The organism is Streptomyces sp. NPDC006430, from assembly GCF_040612395.1.
Taxonomy (GTDB): Bacteria; Actinomycetota; Actinomycetes; order Streptomycetales; family Streptomycetaceae; genus Streptomyces.
In genome coordinates, this window is sequence record NZ_JBEXQA010000056.1 from 1 (window position 1) to 19,437 (window position 19,437).

Annotated in this window: 18 protein-coding genes and 1 pseudogene; 9 read left to right on the top strand and 10 right to left on the bottom strand. The window is 69.8% G+C overall.

Features of this window, described 5'->3' with window-relative positions; genetic code table 11:
- Positions 1 to 89 precede the first annotated feature (89 nt).
- The 6 genes and pseudogenes from ABZZ20_RS35265 (at position 90) to ABZZ20_RS35290 (ending at position 4,839) form a co-directional block, all read left to right on the top strand.
- Positions 90 to 704 (top strand): response regulator transcription factor, encoded by a 615-nt coding sequence (locus ABZZ20_RS35265; RefSeq protein WP_356876846.1) that lies wholly within the window; start codon positions 90 to 92, stop codon positions 702 to 704.
- A 913-nt stretch (positions 705 to 1,617) separates the two neighbouring features.
- On the top strand, positions 1,618 to 2,085 hold the full coding sequence (locus ABZZ20_RS35270; protein WP_356876848.1) for an XRE family transcriptional regulator: 468 nt from the start codon (positions 1,618 to 1,620) through the stop codon (positions 2,083 to 2,085).
- 543 nt (positions 2,086 to 2,628) lie between these two features.
- A complete protein-coding gene (locus tag ABZZ20_RS35275; RefSeq protein ID WP_356876850.1) occupies positions 2,629 to 3,204 on the top strand; it encodes a MarR family transcriptional regulator in 576 nt (191 codons plus the stop codon).
- A 22-nt stretch (positions 3,205 to 3,226) separates the two neighbouring features.
- Positions 3,227 to 3,640: a hypothetical protein gene (locus ABZZ20_RS35280; protein WP_356876852.1), complete on the top strand. Its 414-nt coding sequence runs from the start codon at positions 3,227 to 3,229 to the stop codon at positions 3,638 to 3,640.
- 687 nt (positions 3,641 to 4,327) lie between these two features.
- Positions 4,328 to 4,510, top strand: a pseudogene (locus ABZZ20_RS35285) (transposase); the annotation flags it as partial.
- Between the two features lie 11 nt (positions 4,511 to 4,521).
- A complete protein-coding gene (locus ABZZ20_RS35290) occupies positions 4,522 to 4,839 on the top strand; it encodes a hypothetical protein (RefSeq protein WP_356876881.1) in 318 nt (105 codons plus the stop codon).
- 648 nt (positions 4,840 to 5,487) lie between these two features.
- Here the strand turns inward: ABZZ20_RS35290 and ABZZ20_RS35295 are convergent.
- Entirely contained in the window at positions 5,488 to 6,213 is a 726-nt protein-coding gene (locus tag ABZZ20_RS35295) for a DUF4241 domain-containing protein (RefSeq protein ID WP_356876854.1), read from the bottom strand.
- A 570-nt stretch (positions 6,214 to 6,783) separates the two neighbouring features.
- Here ABZZ20_RS35295 and ABZZ20_RS35300 point away from each other — a divergent pair.
- A complete protein-coding gene (locus ABZZ20_RS35300) occupies positions 6,784 to 7,023 on the top strand; it encodes a hypothetical protein (RefSeq protein WP_356876856.1) in 240 nt (79 codons plus the stop codon).
- Positions 7,024 to 7,525: 502 nt separating this feature from the next.
- Here ABZZ20_RS35300 and ABZZ20_RS35305 read toward each other — a convergent pair.
- On the bottom strand, positions 7,526 to 8,170 hold the full coding sequence (locus tag ABZZ20_RS35305; RefSeq protein WP_356876858.1) for a TetR/AcrR family transcriptional regulator: 645 nt from the start codon (positions 8,168 to 8,170) through the stop codon (positions 7,526 to 7,528).
- A gap of 48 nt (positions 8,171 to 8,218) precedes the next feature.
- Entirely contained in the window at positions 8,219 to 8,695 is a 477-nt protein-coding gene (locus ABZZ20_RS35310; RefSeq protein WP_356876883.1) for a hypothetical protein, read from the bottom strand.
- Between ABZZ20_RS35310 and ABZZ20_RS35315 the strand changes: the two genes are divergently transcribed.
- Both ABZZ20_RS35315 and ABZZ20_RS35320 read left to right on the top strand, forming a co-directional pair.
- Positions 8,616 to 9,119 (top strand): helix-turn-helix transcriptional regulator, encoded by a 504-nt coding sequence (locus ABZZ20_RS35315; RefSeq protein ID WP_356876860.1) that lies wholly within the window; start codon positions 8,616 to 8,618, stop codon positions 9,117 to 9,119. The two genes, ABZZ20_RS35310 and ABZZ20_RS35315, sit on opposite strands and share 80 nt — an antisense overlap.
- Positions 9,120 to 9,972: 853 nt before the next feature.
- Complete coding sequence (locus ABZZ20_RS35320; protein WP_356876862.1) at positions 9,973 to 11,571, top strand: aromatic amino acid ammonia-lyase; 1,599 nt, start codon at positions 9,973 to 9,975, stop codon at positions 11,569 to 11,571.
- 27 nt (positions 11,572 to 11,598) lie between these two features.
- On the opposite strand, the gene ABZZ20_RS35325 is transcribed toward ABZZ20_RS35320, so the two are convergent.
- The 7 genes from ABZZ20_RS35325 to ABZZ20_RS35355 form a co-directional block, all read right to left on the bottom strand.
- Positions 11,599 to 12,615, bottom strand: coding sequence for a ketoacyl-ACP synthase III family protein (locus tag ABZZ20_RS35325; RefSeq protein ID WP_356876865.1), 1,017 nt, complete (start codon positions 12,613 to 12,615; stop codon positions 11,599 to 11,601).
- Positions 12,612 to 13,262: an SRPBCC family protein gene (locus tag ABZZ20_RS35330; protein ID WP_356876867.1), complete on the bottom strand. Its 651-nt coding sequence runs from the start codon at positions 13,260 to 13,262 to the stop codon at positions 12,612 to 12,614. Before ABZZ20_RS35330 ends, ABZZ20_RS35325 begins: the two co-directional genes overlap by 4 nt.
- On the bottom strand, positions 13,237 to 15,057 hold the full coding sequence (locus ABZZ20_RS35335; RefSeq protein ID WP_356876869.1) for a thiamine pyrophosphate-binding protein: 1,821 nt from the start codon (positions 15,055 to 15,057) through the stop codon (positions 13,237 to 13,239). Before ABZZ20_RS35335 ends, ABZZ20_RS35330 begins: the two co-directional genes overlap by 26 nt.
- Positions 15,054 to 16,070: a GlxA family transcriptional regulator gene (locus tag ABZZ20_RS35340; RefSeq protein ID WP_356876871.1), complete on the bottom strand. Its 1,017-nt coding sequence runs from the start codon at positions 16,068 to 16,070 to the stop codon at positions 15,054 to 15,056. The genes ABZZ20_RS35335 and ABZZ20_RS35340 overlap by 4 nt, the downstream gene beginning before the upstream one ends.
- A gap of 204 nt (positions 16,071 to 16,274) precedes the next feature.
- A complete protein-coding gene (locus ABZZ20_RS35345) occupies positions 16,275 to 16,646 on the bottom strand; it encodes a hypothetical protein (protein ID WP_356876873.1) in 372 nt (123 codons plus the stop codon).
- 290 nt (positions 16,647 to 16,936) lie between these two features.
- Positions 16,937 to 17,968, bottom strand: coding sequence for an RICIN domain-containing protein (locus tag ABZZ20_RS35350; RefSeq protein WP_356876875.1), 1,032 nt, complete (start codon positions 17,966 to 17,968; stop codon positions 16,937 to 16,939).
- 351 nt (positions 17,969 to 18,319) lie between these two features.
- On the bottom strand, positions 18,320 to 19,437 hold a 1,118-nt coding region (locus ABZZ20_RS35355; RefSeq protein WP_356876877.1), incomplete at its 5' end, for a hypothetical protein.

Sequence of the window (19,437 nt, forward strand, 5' to 3'; positions counted from 1 at the left end):
TCGAACGGCTCGCACACATGGCCGTGCACCCACCAGGACCGAGAGGTCACAACCCTACCCGTGAGGGCTGCAGAAGGGATGGTCCTCTAATGAGCTCAGTGCTTGTGGCCGTACACGCTGTGGATCCGCTGACCAAGGCCGGTCTGGCCGCATGTTTGGGAAAGAGTACCCATGTCACCCTGACGGCTGTGGGGGAAGCCGAGACCGTGGTGGCCGCGGTCAGCGCGGTCGACGCCGCGGCGCTGGACCTGCTGCGCGGCCTGCCCGCACCGGCGCGGGCCCGGTTCGTGCTGGTTGCGGACGGCGGCTGGTACGCCGACCCCGCCGCAGTGGCGGAGCATCGGGTGCGAGCGGTGCTGTGGCGGGCGGAAGTCGATGTCACGACGCTGGTACGGGCGGTGCGCGCCGTGGCGGTCGGGCAGGCGTGTCTGCCGCCGGTCGTCCAGGGCCGACTGCTGGATCAGCTCGAATACGTCCAGCGTGAGGTCCTCGGCTCAAGGGGCCTGACCGCCTCCGGGCTCAGTTCCCGGGAGATCGACGTACTGCGCCTGGTCTCGGAGGGCATGACCCTCTCAGAGATCGCCGCCAAACTGAGCTATTCCGAGCGCACCATCAAGAACATCGTGTCCGCCGTCATGATCCGCCTCGGCCTGCGCAACCGGGTGCAGGCGGTGTCGTACGCCATCCGCGCCGGGCTCATATGACCGTCGGCTCCGGCTCCGCCGCCGCTGAGATTCTCCGGAGATCACCTGATGTGGCGCCGAGGGTGGGATGGATCGTTCCCTGCGCGTCATCCCGCTGTCATCGGCGCTTCCGGCGTCCCTCCGTCGCAGGCTGGTGGTCCCTTCCCCTCTCGGACAGGCACGGTGGTGCTGCCGAGGCCTGCCGGCAAGGGCGACCAACACCTTCGGGCGGGCGGACGAGGCCGCGGTGGGCTACCTCCACGCCCGTTCATGTGCCGCTCCACGACGCCCACGGGGAACCCCGGTATCCCACGTTCGGACGCCGGATTCCTGCGGTCGTGCCCGGATGGGACGTTCGGCCTTCCCATCCGGCCCCTTGCGCGGCCGACTGCTCACAGGGCCCGGGCGGGGCGCCGTACTGTGTTGTCCGTTCGGCCACCCCGGGTAACCCCCGTCTCGGGGAGGCCGTGTCGGCCCCCGCGCCCAACCCTGGCCCGGGGAGGCCCCCAGACCAAGTGGAACGTCTCGCGATCAGCATGCCGAGCGGCCGCGGCACGAGCAGCGCGGCGTGCCGGCGGGGAGGCAGAGAAGCGCACGCCTCGTCATCCCCCAGCCGTTCCTACTTCCGGCCGGTCAAGGGTGTCGCACGAGTCTGTTCCAGCAGAGGCGGGAGGGGCCGCCGAACCGCGCTGACGGAGGTGAGATGCCATGCAGAGGATGACCATCGAGTGGCTGTGCGCTGCTGCCGACAGGGCGTCTCTCCGACGTTGTGGTGATCAGCCAGCGCATCGGTTTGAAGACGTCAATGGCCATGGCCCCATGGCCGCACCAGTCAAGGAAGCACCGAACAGTGAACCGACCGCCCTTCTCCGCAGTCAACGCCCAGTCAGCACGGCAGCGTCTGGGTTTCTCACCCCAGCAGGTGTCAGATCAGATGAACGTGTTCCAGGCTCGCGTTGATCCCGAATTGGTGATCGCCTGGGAAAGCGACGCCAACCGCCCCACCGAGCAGCAACTGTTCGCTCTGGCGGACGTACTGTGGTGCAGCACCTCCGAATTGATGGGCATTGAGATGCCTCGTACTCTCGGAGAGCTTCGGTTGGCTCGACAGTTCAGCGTGGTCAGGTTGGCCCAGAGCATCGGAATGGACGCCTCTGAGTACATGCGGGCGGAAGAGCGGAACCGGTGGGCGGGCAGCCGCCGCCAAACGCTGGACCTTCTCAGCGTGTTGAACATCTCCCTGCACCAGTTGGCGGATGCCACAGGCCGGTCCCACGCCCTTGGCACCGCCTTCTCCTTCACGGCACGGATGCCGAGATGGAGTCGCCTGTGGCCGGGGAAGCCGGCCGCACCGGCAGCCGGTGCCCACGAACAGGTGGTCACGTCCGCAGAAGCCGAATGAGGGAGTCCGACGTCCCGAGCGGTGGTGGACGGGGCGAGATCGCTTGATCTCGGCGCAAGCATGGTGACGACCTCCTCGCACCGGCGGATCCGGGCGAGGCGGCCGTGTGCCTGACGGACTCGTCCTCCCGATCCAGCCGCACCGGGTCGCGCCCCGGGCTCGGCCGGGAGCGTCTCGAACTCCCGCCCGGCAAAGCCCTTGCCCACGAGGATCACCTGTCCGGTGCGCACGAGGTGACGGACGGGTTCCAGCGGCGCGGTCATCCCGTCACAGGGTCCTGGGGTCGGCCAGGCACCATGCCATCGGGCGTGGGTCGGCAGATTGGCTGCGTAGGCGAGAACGGAGAGCGTCTGTAGGGCGGTTTGAAGAACGGCTACCGAGTCCGTGGCCGAGGAACGCTCGTCAGAACCAGCAACAGTGTGCAGTGCCAGGGCGGTGACATCGCCTGCTTCCCTTCCCCCGCGAGGGTGGGATCTTCGGTCTCGCGCGGCCACGATCTCTGGTGGTGCCGTCGCCACCGGCAGAGTAGAGTGCGACTTCATTATGAAGCACGTACATAATTCTGGCCTGGCCCGTGACCCTGATGGCTTCCTCTACGACCTTGGTGTCCGGGACTCCATGCAGGCGTTCGTGGCAGGCGACGACACCCTCGCGCTGGAGACGGCCGCGGCCGTCCGGTCGGCCTCCCAGGCAGTCGACCGACTGCGTTCGCAAGGCGCGGAGGGACGTGGGCTCAGCGCGGGGGCGCTGGACGTCCTCGCACGACTGAGTACGGCCACCGACGAGGGGCTGAGCATCGGCGAACTGGCCCGCGCGGCGGGCGTGAGTTCCCGCAATGTCACCGGCCTGGTCGACACGCTCGAACGGGATGGGCTGGCGGGGCGAGTGCAGGACCAGCACGACCGCCGGTCCGTACGAGCCAGGATCACACCAGCAGGCCTCGAATGGCTGGACGCCTTCCGGCAGCCGACGCAGCGCGCCATGTCCGCCGTCTTCCAGGGCTTCACCGAAGACGAACTCGCCCGGTTCCGCGACCTGTGCCTGCGCGTGGTCGAGAACCAGCAACGCATCGAGCAGTACCTGAGCGCAGCCCGAAACAACCAGCCGCCGGCTTCTTGAACCGACAACGACGGAGCACCGCATGACCACCGACTCAGCCCAGGCAGTCACCCGACGTACCGTCAGGGCCTACCACGAGGCCCGGTTCCGGGGAGACGTGACCACGGCCGCCGCCCAGATCGGCGAAGGCTTCCGCTTCCGCAGCCCGTTCATCGCCTCCGACAACCCGACCGGCCACCTCGACGGTCTGGACGGGCTCCTGGGCATCGTCACCGGCGTGGAGCTGATCAGCGAGCTGTACGGCGAGACCGAGGCCACCCTGGTCTACAACGTCCACACCGCCCCGACCGTCGGCATCACCCAGCACACGGCCGAGCACTTCCAGCTGCGCAACGGCCGGATCACCTCGATCACCCTCGTCTTCGACTCCGCCCCCTGGCAGGCCATCATGGCCGCGGCCGGCCCGGTCCACGAGGAGGCCGTCCCCATGGCGTGACCGGCCGCCTGCCGTCACGACGCAATGCATCGACTGCACGGCCGAAGCAAGTCCCCAAGCGCTCTCGAAACTCGGTTCTGGCACAGATCTTGGGGAGTCGTCGCGGAGCGTTACCCCGATGTTCGATTGCGAGGAGACGGGTTCGCGTGAGACCGCGTACGCCTTGTCGTCCAGCGATTAGAATTGATGCTCCCTCAGGTGCCTGCTGACCGCTGCTGCGGCCGGTTGTGGGCGGTGATGGTGCTGGTCATGCAGACCGGTGCACCGTTCTGGGACTCGCTGGTGTTCGAGGGGATCCACGAGGTGGATGTCGAGGCGGTTACGGCCGCGTTCGGCACGGTCGAGGTGGTGGCGAGAGGCCGCGCTGCCGGTTGTGCATGTCCGGATTGCGGCCGCTTCTCGGACCGAGTCCACGACCGATACCAGCGCAGGCTGAAGGACCTTCCGCTCGGAGCAGGGCTTTGTGATCCGGCTGGCGGTCCGGCGCTTCATCGCGGAGCGGCGAACTGCCCACGCCGGACGTTCGCCGAGCCGTTCTCGCGGCTCGCCACCCCGCACGCACGGGTCACCACGCGGCTCAACCGCGCCCTGGAGCGTGTGGGTCTCGCGCTGGCCGGGCGGGCCGGAGCTCGGCTGGCTGCCCAGCTGGGCTTCGGCGCGGGACGTATGACGTTGTTACGCAGGGTCATGACATTACCCGATCCACGGTTCAGCACGCCGCGAGTGCTGGGCGTGGACGACTTCGCGATCCGCCGCGGCCAGACCTACTCCACCGTCTTGACCAGCGTCGAAGACCATCGCGTGGTCGATGTGCTCCCGACCCGCGAAGCTGGACCACTGGCCGCCTGGCTGGTCCGCCACCCCGGCGTGGAGATCATCTGTTGGGACAGGGAGGGCGCCTACGCCGAGGGTGCCCGACGCGGCGCCCCGACGCTCTGCAGGTCGCCGACCGGTTCCACCTGTGGCAGGGCCTCAGCCGAGCCGGGAAGACCTGCGTCGCCGCCCATCGCGACTGCCTGCGCAATCCTTCGCCCAGCAGCATGTTGCCGCAGGCCACCCAACTGGCCTCCGGCCGGCCGCAGGGCGACTCGGCTCCCGTCGGCCGGCGGGCCGAGCAGAAGAAGGCAGCACATGCCCTGGTCCACGAGCTCCTCGCCCAAGGTCACTCACACCCGGCGATCGCCCGGCACCTGGGCTGATGCCTCAACACCGTGCTCCGGTACGCGAACGCCGCACGCTGGCAGGACACCATCCGAGACAACCGGCCCCGACCCAGCAGGCTGGACCCCTACGAGCCAGCCCTACCTGGAGCGGCGATTCGGCGAGGGATGCACCAGTGTCACCCGACTGCACGGCGAGCTGGTTGCCGAGCACGCTCCCGTCACCTACGGCATGGTCCGCGCGCACATCGCCACGTTGCGCGGGGCTCCGTCCGAGGCGCCGCCCCGGCCGCCGACGGTGCGGCAGGTGACCGGCTGGCTCACCCGTCACCCCACGACCCTGACCGAGGAAGACCGCACCGCTCTGAAGGACGTCCTGGCCCGCTGCCCCGCACTGACACTGCCGCCGGACACGTCCGCGACTTCGGCGAGACACTCACCGACCGCCTCGGCGCCACACTCCCCGCCTGGATCGACGCAGTCGACGCCAGCCAACTGCCCGGCCTCACCGGCTTCGCACTCCACCTGCTCCGAGACCACGACGCTGTGACAGCCGGGCTCACCCTGGACTGGAGCTCCGGCAGCATCGAGGGCGCCGTGAACCGCATCAAGAGCCTGTTCCTCCCAGTGAAAGCGGTCATCCTCGTCCGGCCACACGACTGGCGCACAGGGGAGGCGGCAGCTGCGTCACGCTTTGGCGCCGGCCATGCCGCTGGTGACGACGATCGCGGCCACGTCTCCGTTCTTGGTCCGTCCCAACCAGACGACGCCGCCCGACTGCGCCGTGAACGTAACCAGATCGGCTTGTTGCAACTCGTCGCTTATCCGCTCGCACCCATCCGGCAGTTGTCCAGCTCCACGCGGCGCCCAACGGCCATCCGCACATGTGCGAAATGGCGCGGACAAGGTCGTCCACGCGCTGGCGTCGGCGAAGCAGCCAACATTGTGGTCGGCGCCGAACTGGGGTTGCTCGCCCGGCAGAAGCCGGTCGATATCGTCGTCGACACCCAGGCCCATCTCCCACCCGATCACAGGGGCGTCGCTGATGCGCAGGCGCGTCGCGGCGCACTCGACGCCATCGAAGTGCTCGCCGAAGAACTCGTACGGGCCCGCCGTCCACGCGATCTCTACTCGGTAGACGCCTGGGGGAATGCGCACCGCCAGCCCCCGCGGGGGCCGAGTCGGTACCCCTTGCTTGTATTTCAAGGTGTCGTCGTCGTCCCACGGCGCATCGACAACAAGACGGCCGCTGGGTACACGCATGGTGGTCACCTCCTCGATGCTGGTCACGACGACGGGCGTTGTCGGATCGTCGTACACCGTCCCCAGGTGAGCGCCGGGCGTGAAAGCCGTCTCCAGGTACCAGGTGGCCTCAGACCCGGCCGCCAGCCGCTCGCCCCCGACCCACTTCATGTCTCACCCCTCCTCGCCGCCCGGTCGGGCGGTCAACCAAAACGTACGTGGGCCCGCTGGCATCGGCACTTCGCGCATCGTTCTCGAGCGCAGGCTGCCGGGCCGATCAACCTGCTGCGCAGCTAGAGAAGAGGGCAGCGCGGTAGTAATCCTGGGGAACTGGGATGAGCGACTCTGAGGCCATGCGAGCACGGGGTGGGTCGGAGCTCGCGAGCACCTTCACAATCGAACGATATCATCACGCTCCGTGATCGATCCCCAAGATCTGTGCCAGAACCTGCAACTCATCAACTGGGGGCCGGCCGGGGCAGGGCAGTACGTATGTCGTCCGGTGTCTCCGGTGCAGACACCAGCTCCGGGCAGGAAGCGGTGCCAGCTCAGGGACACCGGTTGCCAGGTGCCGAGCGGGCCGCTCGCCGAGCCGGCCGCGCCGCGCGCTCCGGCGACTCGTCCGTCGCCACGCGCACGCGGATCTACAGCCGTTGGCGACAGCCTGCCCGACCGAGATCCCCTCCCCCGCGCAGGCGGAGTCCATCAAGATGTGAAGGTCCGTCAGGACGGTGCGGTTTAATGCCGAAGCAGGGCGAACGCACGCTCCCGGTCGGTGCCGCACCGGTACAGGCGACCACCAGCAGCAGATCCATATCGGCGGCCTGGACAACCGCCCGCAACCGGTCGGCCCTCGGGCGGGACGTCCGCGGCGAACTCAAGAAGGTTCGTGGCGGGGTACCGAGCGGGCGCGCCGCGAAGCCGGCCGGAACCCGGCTCACCTCGCCGCAGGCTGGTCGCCCCGAGCTCCGCACCCGGTGACCGCGGTCTCCCATCTGGGCTGCGGATAGAGTGTGCTGGCGCCCTCGACGGACAGACGTCCGTGAAAACGGCCAGACCCGCCGGGATCAGGGGGCTGCGCCACGGCCCGCGGGGCGAGGGCGCGCCCTCCTGGTAGCGCCCCCACCGGGGCGCGGGTGCGGCGATGCCGGCCGATCCTGCTCCGAGCAACGCGGGCTCCCCGGGCGCCGACGCAGAGACGTCTCGGCGGCCTCGACGAGGTCCGGCAGCGCGTATCGCCGGCGCTGCCGGGGGCCCGCCCTCTCGCGGGGGGCTTCACATTCAGCCAGGGGTCTATGTCAGGACCGGAACCCGCGCTACGGCCTCACCACTTGCTCGACACTTCTCCGAGAGGAACCGCCCTCTGCCCGACGCCTCGCCTCCCACTGGGCGGACCCGACACCCTCGGCGTCGGGCAGCAGGCACTTGGAGTACTGCGCGACGCGTCGGCGGCAGACGGCTGTTGCCGGTCCGCCGTGCACGCTCAGGACGCGTCCGACGTATCCGGCGTATCCGGCGCGGAGGGTTTCATGAGGTCGTGCGCCAACCTCAGCACGGCGTCGACATCGGTGTTGTCGGGATCGGCGAGCCATGCCAGAACGAGTCCGTCGAAGAGAGCGGTGATGAACTGCCCGACGACGGGTACGTCGGCAGGCAACTGTGCTCCGGTGGCGTTCACCCAGGAAGAAATGGTCTCGGTCCCCAACGCGCGGTAGGCCGCGTACTGCTTCCTCGCCACATGGACGAACTCGGGCTTCCGCAGCGCCCACGTCGTCATCTCGTACGGAAGGATCTGGCGGCCGCGGTCGTCCTGCTCAATGACGTGGAAGGCCGCACGGAGGCGGTCGAGCAAGTCGTCCCCGGTATCGGCCGCCTCAGTGACGGCGGTCGAGATGGTGTCGAGGTCGGCGAGGAGAACCTCTTGGAGGAGCTCGTCCTTGTCCGCGAACCAGTAGTGGACGAGGCCGCCGGGCACCCCCGCCTCCTCCGTGATCCGGCGGATGGTCGCCGCCGCAATACCGTCCCTGGCGATGACGCGGGCGGCAGCTTGGATGAGTTGGGTGCGCCGACCATCGTCGCGACGTCGGCTCGGGTTGCGTGTCTCGACCACGGCCCCAGTGTCGCACATACCGAATTAACGATTTGAACCACTTGGCGCGCTTGCCCTGATTCGGAATCACCGTCGGCCGGCACAGGAAATATGCGGTGGCGGGCGGGACCGGCGGCGGCGAGCACTGTCCCGCCCGGTGGCGAAAGTACCGCACCGCCGATCCGCTCCCGCCGCTGCGCACCGCGTCCAACCGCATCCGTCGCGCTCAGCACAGGCGCTGGTCGACCAGCGAACGATCTTGCCGCTGCGGGGGTTGACCTCGAGGTCCTCTGCCGCAACGTACTCGACCCGCGGCGGGAGGATCAGTCCGGCGCGGACGTGTTCGGCGAACATGGGGCGCCGTTCCTCGAAACGCTCGATCACGGAGCCGGCCAACCGGCCGGCGTCACTGATCTCGCCCGCGATCCGCAGCACCAGTTCGTCGTTGCAGTCACGGCGGCGCTGCACCGCCTGTATTCCCGCGATGAGCTGGTCGCCCCACACCTCCTCCACCACCGACCGCGCCGCCCGGCAAAGCCTGCTGTTGCGGGTGAAGACCTTCATCGACGCCCACCTGGCGGATCCGGCTCTCTCGGCGGAGGCGATCGCCGCCGCACACCACGTGTCCGTACGGCATCCGCAACGGCTCTTCCGGGCGGAGAACACGACAGTGAGCGGATGGATCCGGGGTCGGCGTCTCGAGGAGTGCCACCGGGAACTCGGCCGCCCACGCCGGACCAGACCGGCCGTGTCCGCCGTCGCGCACCGATGGGGATTCGTCAGCCCGGCCCACTTCAGCCGTGCCTTCCGTGCCACACACGGCATGCCCCCGTGCGAATGGCAGTCACGGGCGGACGAGACCGCCGGCCTGCCACCTGGTCGGCTGACGTCGGCCCCATCCGGTCCGGCTTCAGCTGCGCTGTTCGGCGGTGACGCGCTTTCGGGCCCCGCCCGGTCGGCGAGCACGCCCCAACGGCGGCTCATATGACGCGAGTTCGAGTCGCCCCCAATGACACGGCGGCCTCGCCGACCCCGGTGGCGCGGGCATTCCAGCCTGATACCAGCATGGCCGATCGCCCGGGCCTCCGCTCCCCATGAGGAAGCTCTGCTTGGTTATGCCGGCAACAGCCTCCCACCGTGATCCCATCGCACCCGCGGGTTATGTGAGTCACCAGGCTACGAGGTCCACCTGGTGCGCGCACGCAACGCTGTTCTTATGGGACTTACTGTTGCCCGTTCATACCCCTCCGCATGCTCACCTGTGGAGGGGTGGCGGAGAGGCCGCTTGATGCCATTGACGGCGTGACCAGCACGAACCCGTCTACATCGAAGACAGGATGCCCCGGCGAACCCGGCGGAAGAGCACCTTGATCACCTGGGCGGGTATGCGAAACTCCCGTCACAGCGAAGCCTACGCGCGGGGGCAGAGTTCGTGCCGCGCTGTCTGGACAGCGGGCGGCCGGTGTAAGGAGGGACGGCGGGGTTCGGACCCCTGGTCATCTTCGACGGCCGATGCGAAGCCTGCGACCAGTGTGACAACGTCCGCTCCCACCTGTCGGCCGGCCAGGGACCGGCACCACCGCGGGCAGGTGTGCCCGCCCCGCGCGCGTGCGGCCGTGGCGTCGTCGTAACGGCCCGCTGCCCGGCAGCCACGACCGCACGACCGTACGCAGCAGCACCCACCGAGCCCGGAACCTGGCAGAGGCACCAGGTGACCGCCGCGTACCCCATGGACTTCGGCCTCGCCACCGTCACGGCCGTCGGCCAGCGCGGCCGAGCCCCTGAGCCCCGCTCGCGCCCACCATCGTAGAAAGCGTAGAAGGCACCTCATGCACCTAACCGTGTCCACGTCCCGCCCTGCCGACAGCCAGCAGCACATCACGCTGGACGGCCACCGCCTCACCCTCGACGATGTCCGCGCCACCGCGACCGGCACCGACCGGCGCACCATCGCCCTGAGCGAGGAGGCGCGCACCCGCATGGCCGCGTCGGTGCGGGCCAAAGAGGAGCTGATCGCCTCGGGCGCCGCCCTGTACGGCGTGACGACCGGGTTCGGCGACAGCAGCGACCGACAGATCTCAGCCGCCAAGACGGAGGCGCTCCAACGCAACCTGCTGCGCTTTCTACGGGTCGGTGTCGGCCCCTACGCCGCCGCCGACGTCGTCCGCGCCACCATGCTCATCCGCGCCAACTGCTCCGCCCGCGGTAACTCCGCCATCCGGGAAGAGCCCGTTGCGCTGCTGCTCGACCTGCTCCGCACCGACCTGCTCCCGCGCATCCCCGAACGCGGTTCGGTCGGCGCCAGCGGCGACTTGGCCCCCCTCAGCTACCTGGCCGCGGCCCTCACCGGCGAAGGCACCCTGCTCCACAAGGACCGGGAGCTGCCCGCAGCCGAGGCCCTGCGGATGCACGGCCTGAAACCCGTGCGCCTGCAGGCCAAGGAGGCGCTCGCCCTGGTCAACGGCACTTCCTTCATGGCCGCCTACGCCGCCCTGGCCCACGCCGAGGCCCGCGAACTGGCCCGGGCAGCGGAGCTGTGCACGGCCCTGACCGCCGAACTGCGCTGCGGTCCCGCCGAGCAATTCGCGCCCTTCCCCCATGACCACAAGCCTCACCCGGGCCAGGCGAACAGCGCTGCCCGTATCCACGGCCTGCTCACCGGCTCCCGGCTCACCGCTCCCCCGGTGAGCGCCGACACCTCCCACAGCGGCTACGTCGAACTCGACCGCCACATCCAGGACCCGTACTCCATCCGCTGCGCACCTCACGTCATCGGCGTCCTGCACGACACCCTGGAGTGGACCGGCCGCTGGCTGACCATCGAGATCAACTCCTCCAACGACAACCCGCTCTTCGACGCCGACACCACCACCGTCCACAACAGCGGCAACTTCTACGGCGGCCATGTCGCACACGCCGCCCAGGCTCTCACCAGCGCCGTCGCCTCCGTCGCCGACCTCCTCGACCGCCAGCTCCAGCTGCTGGTCGACGACCGCTACAGCCACGGACTGCCCGCCAATCTCGCACCGCTCGGCGGCCCCGACGAAGCGGGCCTGCACCACGGCTTCAAGGGCGCCCAGATCGCCGCCTCGGCCCTCACCGCCGAGGCCCTGCACCTGAGCATGCCCGCCGGGTCCTTCTCTCGTTCCACCGAATCCCACAATCAGGACAAGGTCAGCATGGGCACCATCGCCGCCCGGCACGCCCACACCGCGACCCGCCTCGCGACCCACGTCGCCGGTATTCACCTGCTCGCCCTGGCCCAGGCCGCCGATCTACGCGGCCCTGACCTGCTGGCACCCGCCACCCGCGCCGCCCACACCACGCTCCGTCGGCACTGTGCTGTCCTCGACAGCGACCGGCCCCTCGACGAGGACATCAGCCGCATAGCCGCACTCATCCACACCGGAACGCTTCACACGCAGGCCGAGGACTGCTGAGGCCATCCCTTGACGGGGACACAGCCCTCACCGTCCCCGCCCCCAGCGGATCGCAGCGGCGCCAGCGTAGTCCCCGGCGTGGGCGAATCCGGCCAGCACCACGAGGTCCCCCTCCTTGATCTGCTGGGAGCGGATCGCGTCGTCGAGGGTGACGGGCATCGCCGCGCCGAAGAGGTTGCCGCATCGATCGAAGGTGTCGGGGTGACGCTCGGCGGGCAGGCCCAGCGCCTGTCGCCAGTTGTGCAGGAAGGTGCGGTTGGGTTGGTTGGTGATCAGACAGTCAATGTCGGTGACGTCCATGTCCATTCGGCGGCACAGATCCCGCACGACCTGCGGTACGAGGCGGTTGCCCCGCTCCAGCACGTTCACGACTGCGGTCTCGGTGAACCCGATGCGCACCTGGGCGTCGCCCTCTTCCCAGTACTTGCGCCCGTCGTCGCGCACCATGGTCATGTCGCCGGCGTAGTCGGCGTTGTGCCGGCTCTCGATCCCCAGGACGGGGGCGTGTCCGGAGGCCGTCACGTAGCCGACTCCGGCGCCGTCGCCCGGGATGGCGGCCTGGGACAGACCGCGGACCTGTGACTGGGTGAACAGCTGGCCCGCTGCGCTCTGGGCGTTGCATACCAGGGCGGTACGGGCGTCGCCACTGAGCAGGATCTGCCGGGCCAGTTCGAGCATGTGCACGAAGGAGGCACAGCCGGCGTTGGCCACGTCGATCAGCCACCGGGGGGACAGGCCCAGCCGGCGCGCCACTTCGGTGCCGGCGCCCACGAAGGGCTGGTCCGGCAGCTGGCTGTGCACGAGCAGGACGTCCACGCGGCGGATCTCCGCTCGGCCGTGTCGTTCGATCAGCGGCTGGACGGCACGCTCGATCATGTCCGCGTTGGTCTCGTCGGGGGCCACATGGTGGCGGTACGGCGGGACTTTGAACATCGGGCTGTCGCGCAGCTTGTCCTCCGCCGCCGGGTGCTCGGTGAAGAAGGCGGCGGGGACGGGCTCGCCGGGCAGATAGGCGGAGACGTCGGTCAGACTCACCTGCGTCATCGCGCCACCCGCTCTGCCGGGGCGCTGCTGATGGGCAGACCGCTCCGGTGCCGGTACTCGAGAATCGCCTTGAGATTACGCATCTCCAGGGTGTGGCCGGCGTAGAACAGGTCCCAGTAGTCACCCACCCAGCGCCGGTCGGGGTGCGGTGCCAGGTCCGGGCGCGGGTTGTTCCGGTAGTACGGGTGACGGCAGTTGGTCCAGGTGATCAACGACCCGGGGCGGCCGAGGACGAGCGCGGCCGGGACCACCCGCATCAGGTAGACCATCCACAGCTCGTCGCTCTGGTCCCAGGCGCAGTGGTAGTCGACCGTCATGGCGTCGGGGTGGGCCTCGACCCGGCAGTAGATCCGGGTGCCTTTCTCCAGCCGGTCGTGGCCCACCCACAGCCCCGGAGTGCCGGCGGGCTCGAACCCCCGCAGGCTGCACGTCCACTCCTCCAGGTGGTGGCCGCGGCTGAGATAGTCGTACGCCGCCTCCGGCGGGCAGTCGACGTACTCCTGGATGGGGCAGTACTCGCCGTAGACCTGCTGGTGCGGGTAGGCGTCCGAGGTCATCTCCCGGCAGAGGGAGGCCAGTTCCTCGGGGCTGGTGTTCTCCACTCGGACCAGGCCCGGGATGTCAGCCAACGTGGATCGGTTGGTCATGCGCGTGCTCCTGCTCGTTGATGGGGTGGCGGCCGGGCGCGGTGGCGCCCGAACCGGCTCGGGAAGATGCCGAGGCGGTCAGGAAGGGCTGGAACGGTGGTATCCCGCGGTGGTCGAAGTCCATCGCCACCAGGGCGGGGCCGCCGCCGTCGTTGCTGCCCCGCAACGCGCTGCGCAACTGCGCCGGGTTGTCGGCCGAGGTGACGCGCAGCCGGGGAAACATCGCCGCCATGCCGGCGGCTATGTGGGAGGGGTGGAAGACGTTCTCGGGGCGGGCGCCGCCCTGGAAGAACTCCTCCCGCATGACGCACATGGCGTGCGCGTTGTTGTTCAGGATGACGAAGGTGACCGGCGCGCCGTACTCGATGGCGGTGTGCACCTCCATGCCGTGCATGAAGAACGCCCCGTCACCGGCCACCACGTAGGTGCGCCGGCCGGTGGCCAGCGCGGCGCCGATCCCGGCGCCGAAGGTGTAGCCCATGCCGCCCATGCCCGCCGCCACCACGAAGCGGCCGTCGCGGGGGGCCGGCAGGGCGTGGATGGCGGCGGCCCCCGCGTTGCCGGCGTCCACGAAGACATGGGCGTCCTGCGGCAGTGCCTCGGCGATCGCGGCAACCGCCGAGGCGTAGTCGGTGGCCGCGCCGGAAACCGGGGGGAGGCCCGTGAGGGAGGGGGAATGGTGGGCCGAGCAGGCCGACGGCCGCGGCCGGACACGGCGCGCCAGCGTCCGTAGCGTGTCGGCCACTCCTGCGAGCAGGGCGATGCCCGGAACGAACGGCGGCTCGGGATCGACGCAGACCACGGGCATCCCGGTGAGCAGCGGCTCCAGCGTGCCCCGCGCCAGGACGGGCAGGCGCGTGCCCACCAGCAGGCAGGCATCGGCCCGGCGCAGACAGTCCTCGACCTCGCGGTGGCCCATCACCCCTGTCACGCCCACGAACCGGGGACTGCGGTTGTCGTAGACGTCCTTGGCGTCCGGGGTCACGGCCACGCAGGCGCCCAGACGCCGCACCAGTGCGGCCAACTCCCCGCGGGCCTCGGTTCCGGCCGCCCCTTCCCCGGCGATCACCATGATGCGGGAGGCGTCCTGCAGCGCGGCGACGGCCGCGGCCAGGGAGGCGGGATCCGGCCGGGGAACCGCCGGCACGCGCGAGGTTCCTGCTGCTGCCGCCTGTGCCGCGTCCGCCCGTACACGTGCCGCTGCCGCGGGGTCCGCGGTGCCCGCAGGAACCGCGGCTCCTGCCATCGCCGGTACGTCGATGCGGGCCTGCTGGACGTCCTTGGGCAGGAGCAGTACGGCGGGACCGCGCGGCTCGGTCTGCGCCACGGTGATCGCCTGGGCCAGCGCCCCGGCGATCGCGGCGGGTTCGGACACCCGGACGCAGAACCGCGAGACGGGTGCGAAGACGTCGCGGGCGTCGAAGGAGCCCGCCTTACCGCTGGAGTCCTGGAAGGCGCCCCGGCCCTCCTGACCGGTGGGCGGCTGTCCCACCAGGGCGAGCAGGGGGATCCGCGAGGCGTGCGCCTCGGCCAGTCCCGGAACCAGGTTCATCGCGCCCCCGCCCGACGTGGCGGCGACGACACCGAGGCGCGCGGTGGTCCGGGCGTACCCGTCCGCCATGGTGACCGCGGAGAACTCGTGTTTGGCGACGACGCCGCGGATCGGGCCGGGGGCGCGGTGCACCGCGTCGTACAGGTCCTCGATGTTGGCGCCGCCCACCCCGAACACGTACCGGACCCCGATCCGGTGCAACTCCGCGGCCACGTGGTCCACCAGCCGCATCCGGTGCGTCATGCCGACCGCCCTTCGGCCCAGGCCGGCTCGACGACCAGGCCGGAGGGGGTGTGGAGTTGGAAGTGCCTGCGGTATTGGACGGGGGTGAGTCCGACGACGGCGAAGAACGCGCGCAGGAACGTTTCGACAGCGGTGAATCCACACCGCATCGCGATCTGGCCGACCAATAGATCCGTGGCTTCCAGTAGCTGGCGGGCCCTGGTGATGCGCAACTGCCGGATGTACTGCCCCGGCGTCATCCCCACCGCATGACGGAAGACCCGGGCGAAGTGACGCGGGCTCATGCTCGCCCGACGGGCGAGTTCGGACACCGGCAGCGCGCGATGGAGGTTCTCCTGGATCCAGGTCTGCACAAGCCGGATCGGCTCCTGTTCGGCGAGTTGTGCGTCCAGGACCATGCTGAACTGCGTCTGGCCGCCGGGCCGTTTGAAGTACAGCACCAGGAACTTCGCCACCTCCAGGGCGGACGCCGCCCCGTGGTCGTCCTCCACCAGGGCCAAGGCCATGTCGATGCCGGTGGACACGCCCGCTGAGGTGATGTACGGGCCGTCCCAGACGAAGATCGGCTCGGGATCCACGGTCACCTCGGGGTACCGGCGGGCCATTTGCTCGCAGAACGCCCAGTGCGTGGTGGCCCTGCGTCCGTCGAGGAGGCCGGCCTCGGCCAGCAGGAAGACCCCGCCGCACACGGAGGCCACACGCCGGGACCGTGCCGCGGCGCCCCTGATCCACGCGATGAGAGAGGGATTCAGTAAGGCCTCCTTCAGACCTGGCCCGCCGGGAACGAGGAGGGTGTCGATCGCCCCCTCGGCCGCCTCCAGCGGCTCCGCCTGCACGACCAGGCCAGCGGAGGTGCGCACTGATGGGGCGTCAAGGGAGACGCATTGCAGGCGGTAGGCGCCTCCCGGCTCGGCTAACAGCCGGTTCGCGGTGTCGAAGACTTCTAGGGGGCCGCTGACGTCCAGCGTCTGGGCGCCGGGGTAGAGCAGGTTCACAACATGTCGTTGTCTCACCGTCACAGCCTGTGCCCAGCGGTGGCGCGTCCACAATGACAGCTTGTTGACGATTCCTGCCACGCAGTCGGGCTCGCCCCCGCTGACCAGCCAAAAGACCTCGACCGGGTGCCGAGTGAAACAGATCACAGGCGAGCTGAACACCTAAGGAACCAGCTGAGAACAGGGCCGACGGCAGGGTGCGCTCCGCCCACCCGATCCGGCTCAGCTCCGTTGTGTCAGTCCCGAGCAGGTCCGGTGGGCAGGCAGCCGTGCGGGCGAGGAGGCGGCGGCACGGACCGCGCTGCCTCCGGTGAGGGCAACAGCTCCCGGGAGGAAGCGCCGCCACTCCGGGGCCACCGGCTGCCACGTGCCGGGCAGGCCGTTCCCCGCGCGCTCCAGCGACTCGCCCGTCGCCACGCGAAAGCGGACCTGGAGCCGGTCGGCGAGGGCCTGGCCGAACGAGCGTCCTTCCCCGTCGCAGACGGAGTGCGTCACGACGTGACGTTCCGTCAGCAGCGGGGTGGTGAACTGCCGCAGCAGGGCGATCACGCGCTCCCGTTCGGCGCTGCGCCGCGCGTCGCCGTCCGCCGGCACAGTGACGCCCCGCGGTCGGGGGCAAGCCTGGCGGCCGGCCCGGGGCGCGTGGCGCCCGCGCAGGTGGAGGCCGGCCGGGGCGTGACGGCCGCGTGCCCTCCGCCAGCCCGGCCCCACCTGCCTGAGCAGCCGCCCCCGACTGGGCGACGGGCAGGGCTGCGCCGCCGCACGACCCGCGAAGGCGAGGTCGGACCGGAAGCGGCCGTGAATGACTGCCCGGTTGACGTGGCCGGTGAACTCCGCCTCAACCGGCGCGGGGACACGCCTTCACACTGTCGTGCTGTGCCGGATCAGCTGCTGCTCCACTTCTGGTTGTCCCGGCCGTTGCATTCCCACAACTGCAGGCGGGTGCCGTTGCCGGTCTGCCGGTCCTTCACGTCGACACACTTGTTCGCCTGCGGATTGACCAGGTCGTGCGCGGAATTCAGCCGGAACTGCTGGGCGGGATTGCCGCTGCACTTGGCCAGTTGGATCACCGCTCCGTTACCGGTGGCGCCCCAGGCGACGTCCATGCACAACCCCAGCGCCCGCACCGTCCCGTCATTCATGAAGCGCCAACTCTGCTGCGCCAGTCGGTTACAGTCCCATATCTGCAGCGGCGTGCCGTCGCCCTTGCCTCCCGTGACATCGATACAACGCCCCGAGGCATGGCTACGGATGGAGACACCGGCGACCTGTGTGAGACCTTCCGGCGCCGCGTTCGGGGCGGGGGACGCCTTCCGCAGTACCGGCGGCGCAGCCGCCGCCGTCTTCTGCGGAGCGGGCGAGCCATCGCCCTCGCGCTCCACCGGGCCCGCAGGCGTCCCGCCACCGCTCAGGAAAGGGACCGCGCCGGTATCCGCGCTCGCGCCGCCGGCGGCGGGGCCGCCCGGTGTCGGGAACTCCCCACCCGGCCCGCCCGGGCCAACGGTGCCGCCAGGGGTCGGCGAGGCCGATCCGACGGCACCAACGGGGAGGCTCCCGTCCCCCGGAGAACCCAGCACCGTACCGGGCGCCGCACCAGCTGGAGCCGCATGAGGATCCTCACCCTCACCACCCACCAGGAACGGTACGGTCATCAACAGCGCCCCCACAATGGCCGCTCCAGCCAGCAGGCTCTTGTGCGGCCGCCCGGGCGGAGCAACCGGCTCGGCCTCGGCCATGCCCTCAGGCGCTTCTTCCGCCTCCTCCACGTCGACGGCCGTGGCGGCCTCCGGCTCCGCCTCACCACCTTCGGAGGCGACGGTGTCCCCTGCCGCCTCCGGCTCCCACGCCGCTCCCGCGACCGGCGACACGTGCTCCACGTCGTGAGCCGGCTGTGCCGCGCGCTCGGCGGACGACACAGTCCCCGCCGCTCCCTCGACGGCGGCCACTTCCGCCTCGGGTGAACTCACCACCTCTCCGGCACGGGGCACCGTCATACCCGCTTCCGGTTCCGCAGCCTGGGGAGATGCCTGCCGAGGGCCCTGAGCCTCTGATGAGCTCATGGTGTCCTTTCCAAGGATCAAAGGGGCATGATGCACGATAATGTTCAAACCGTCCGGTACCGGCCACGACGGCTGCGCGGTGTCCCACAGGACCGGGGCCGCGTCTGTGAGGGGCGACCGCCTGTCGGGGGCGGCTGGAGGTTCACAGCGGGCGAGTCACGTCCGGCTGCTGCACCGGCACGGAACAGCTGCGCATACCGGACGTGACTAGTCAGGCAGCGAGCCGCCCTCCTCCTCGCCGGTCAGCCGGGCCAGGATCTCCTGCACCTCTGCCGGGAAGAGCTCCGGGTGTCCGAGCAGCGCACTCGCACGGTCCTCCCGATCGAGCGTATCGCCCAGCGGCAGTTCCGTGCCGGGTGCGAGCGCCCAAGTAGCCGCAGCTGACGGTGACCACGGCAGTCCTTCCACGTGGTCGGGCCGCACACGAGTGTCCAGCACCGCCGGGGAGTCGAGCAGCTCATCAAGTCCGGTCCTGCCCTGGCCAAGAGTGCTGTCCTCCCCCAGCCAAACATCAAAGGCCTGAGTGTCCCCAGCCGCCTCCGCCAGCCGGACCGGCCCGCCCGGCAGAGACAGCGGCTGCCCCGGCTGCCCCAGGCGGTCGTCCACCGCCGGCTCCGCACCAGACCCGGCCCCAACCCGCCGCGCCGCCGACCGCGCGCGGACCCACTCCCTCGCATCGAACAACTCACCCCGCTCCAGCCGCCGCAGCAACTCCAACCGCAACGGCTCGTACTCAGCCTCGTACCGCCCCCGCGTCTTAGTCGGTCCAGTCCCGTTGCGCACATATCGAGTCACTAGATCTCGATGGGATCCGGTCACCGCGGCCACTGCGACACCCGTACCCAGGACGGCATGCAGCTTCTGCACAAGCACCGGAGCGGAAGCTTCAACCCCAGACGGCCACTCGTCCACTTTGAGTGCCCTTAGTGCACCACCGGAGAAGATCACGGAGCCTTTGACCGGCTCCCGCTGCGCCACCCGCCCGTCAACCCACTCCTTCGCATCGAACGACTCGCCCAGCTGCCGCAGCCGCAGCAACTCCAACCGCAACGCCTCGTACTCAGCCCTGAACCGCCCCGATATCTCAGCGCCCGGTCTACGCCCTCCTACTCGGTAGCGATACGCTCCCTGTTCTTTCCTAACTCCGATCACCCTGGCCACTGCGTCATCCTCAGTACCCAGGACGGCATGCAGCTTCTGCACAAGCATCGGGAGGGAAACGGCCTTCGCAGACGGCCACTTATCCACATTGAACGCTTCAGCCACGTCCCCCTGCTGCGACCACTGCTCGCGGACAGACTCCCCGGAGCCGGACCCACCATCCA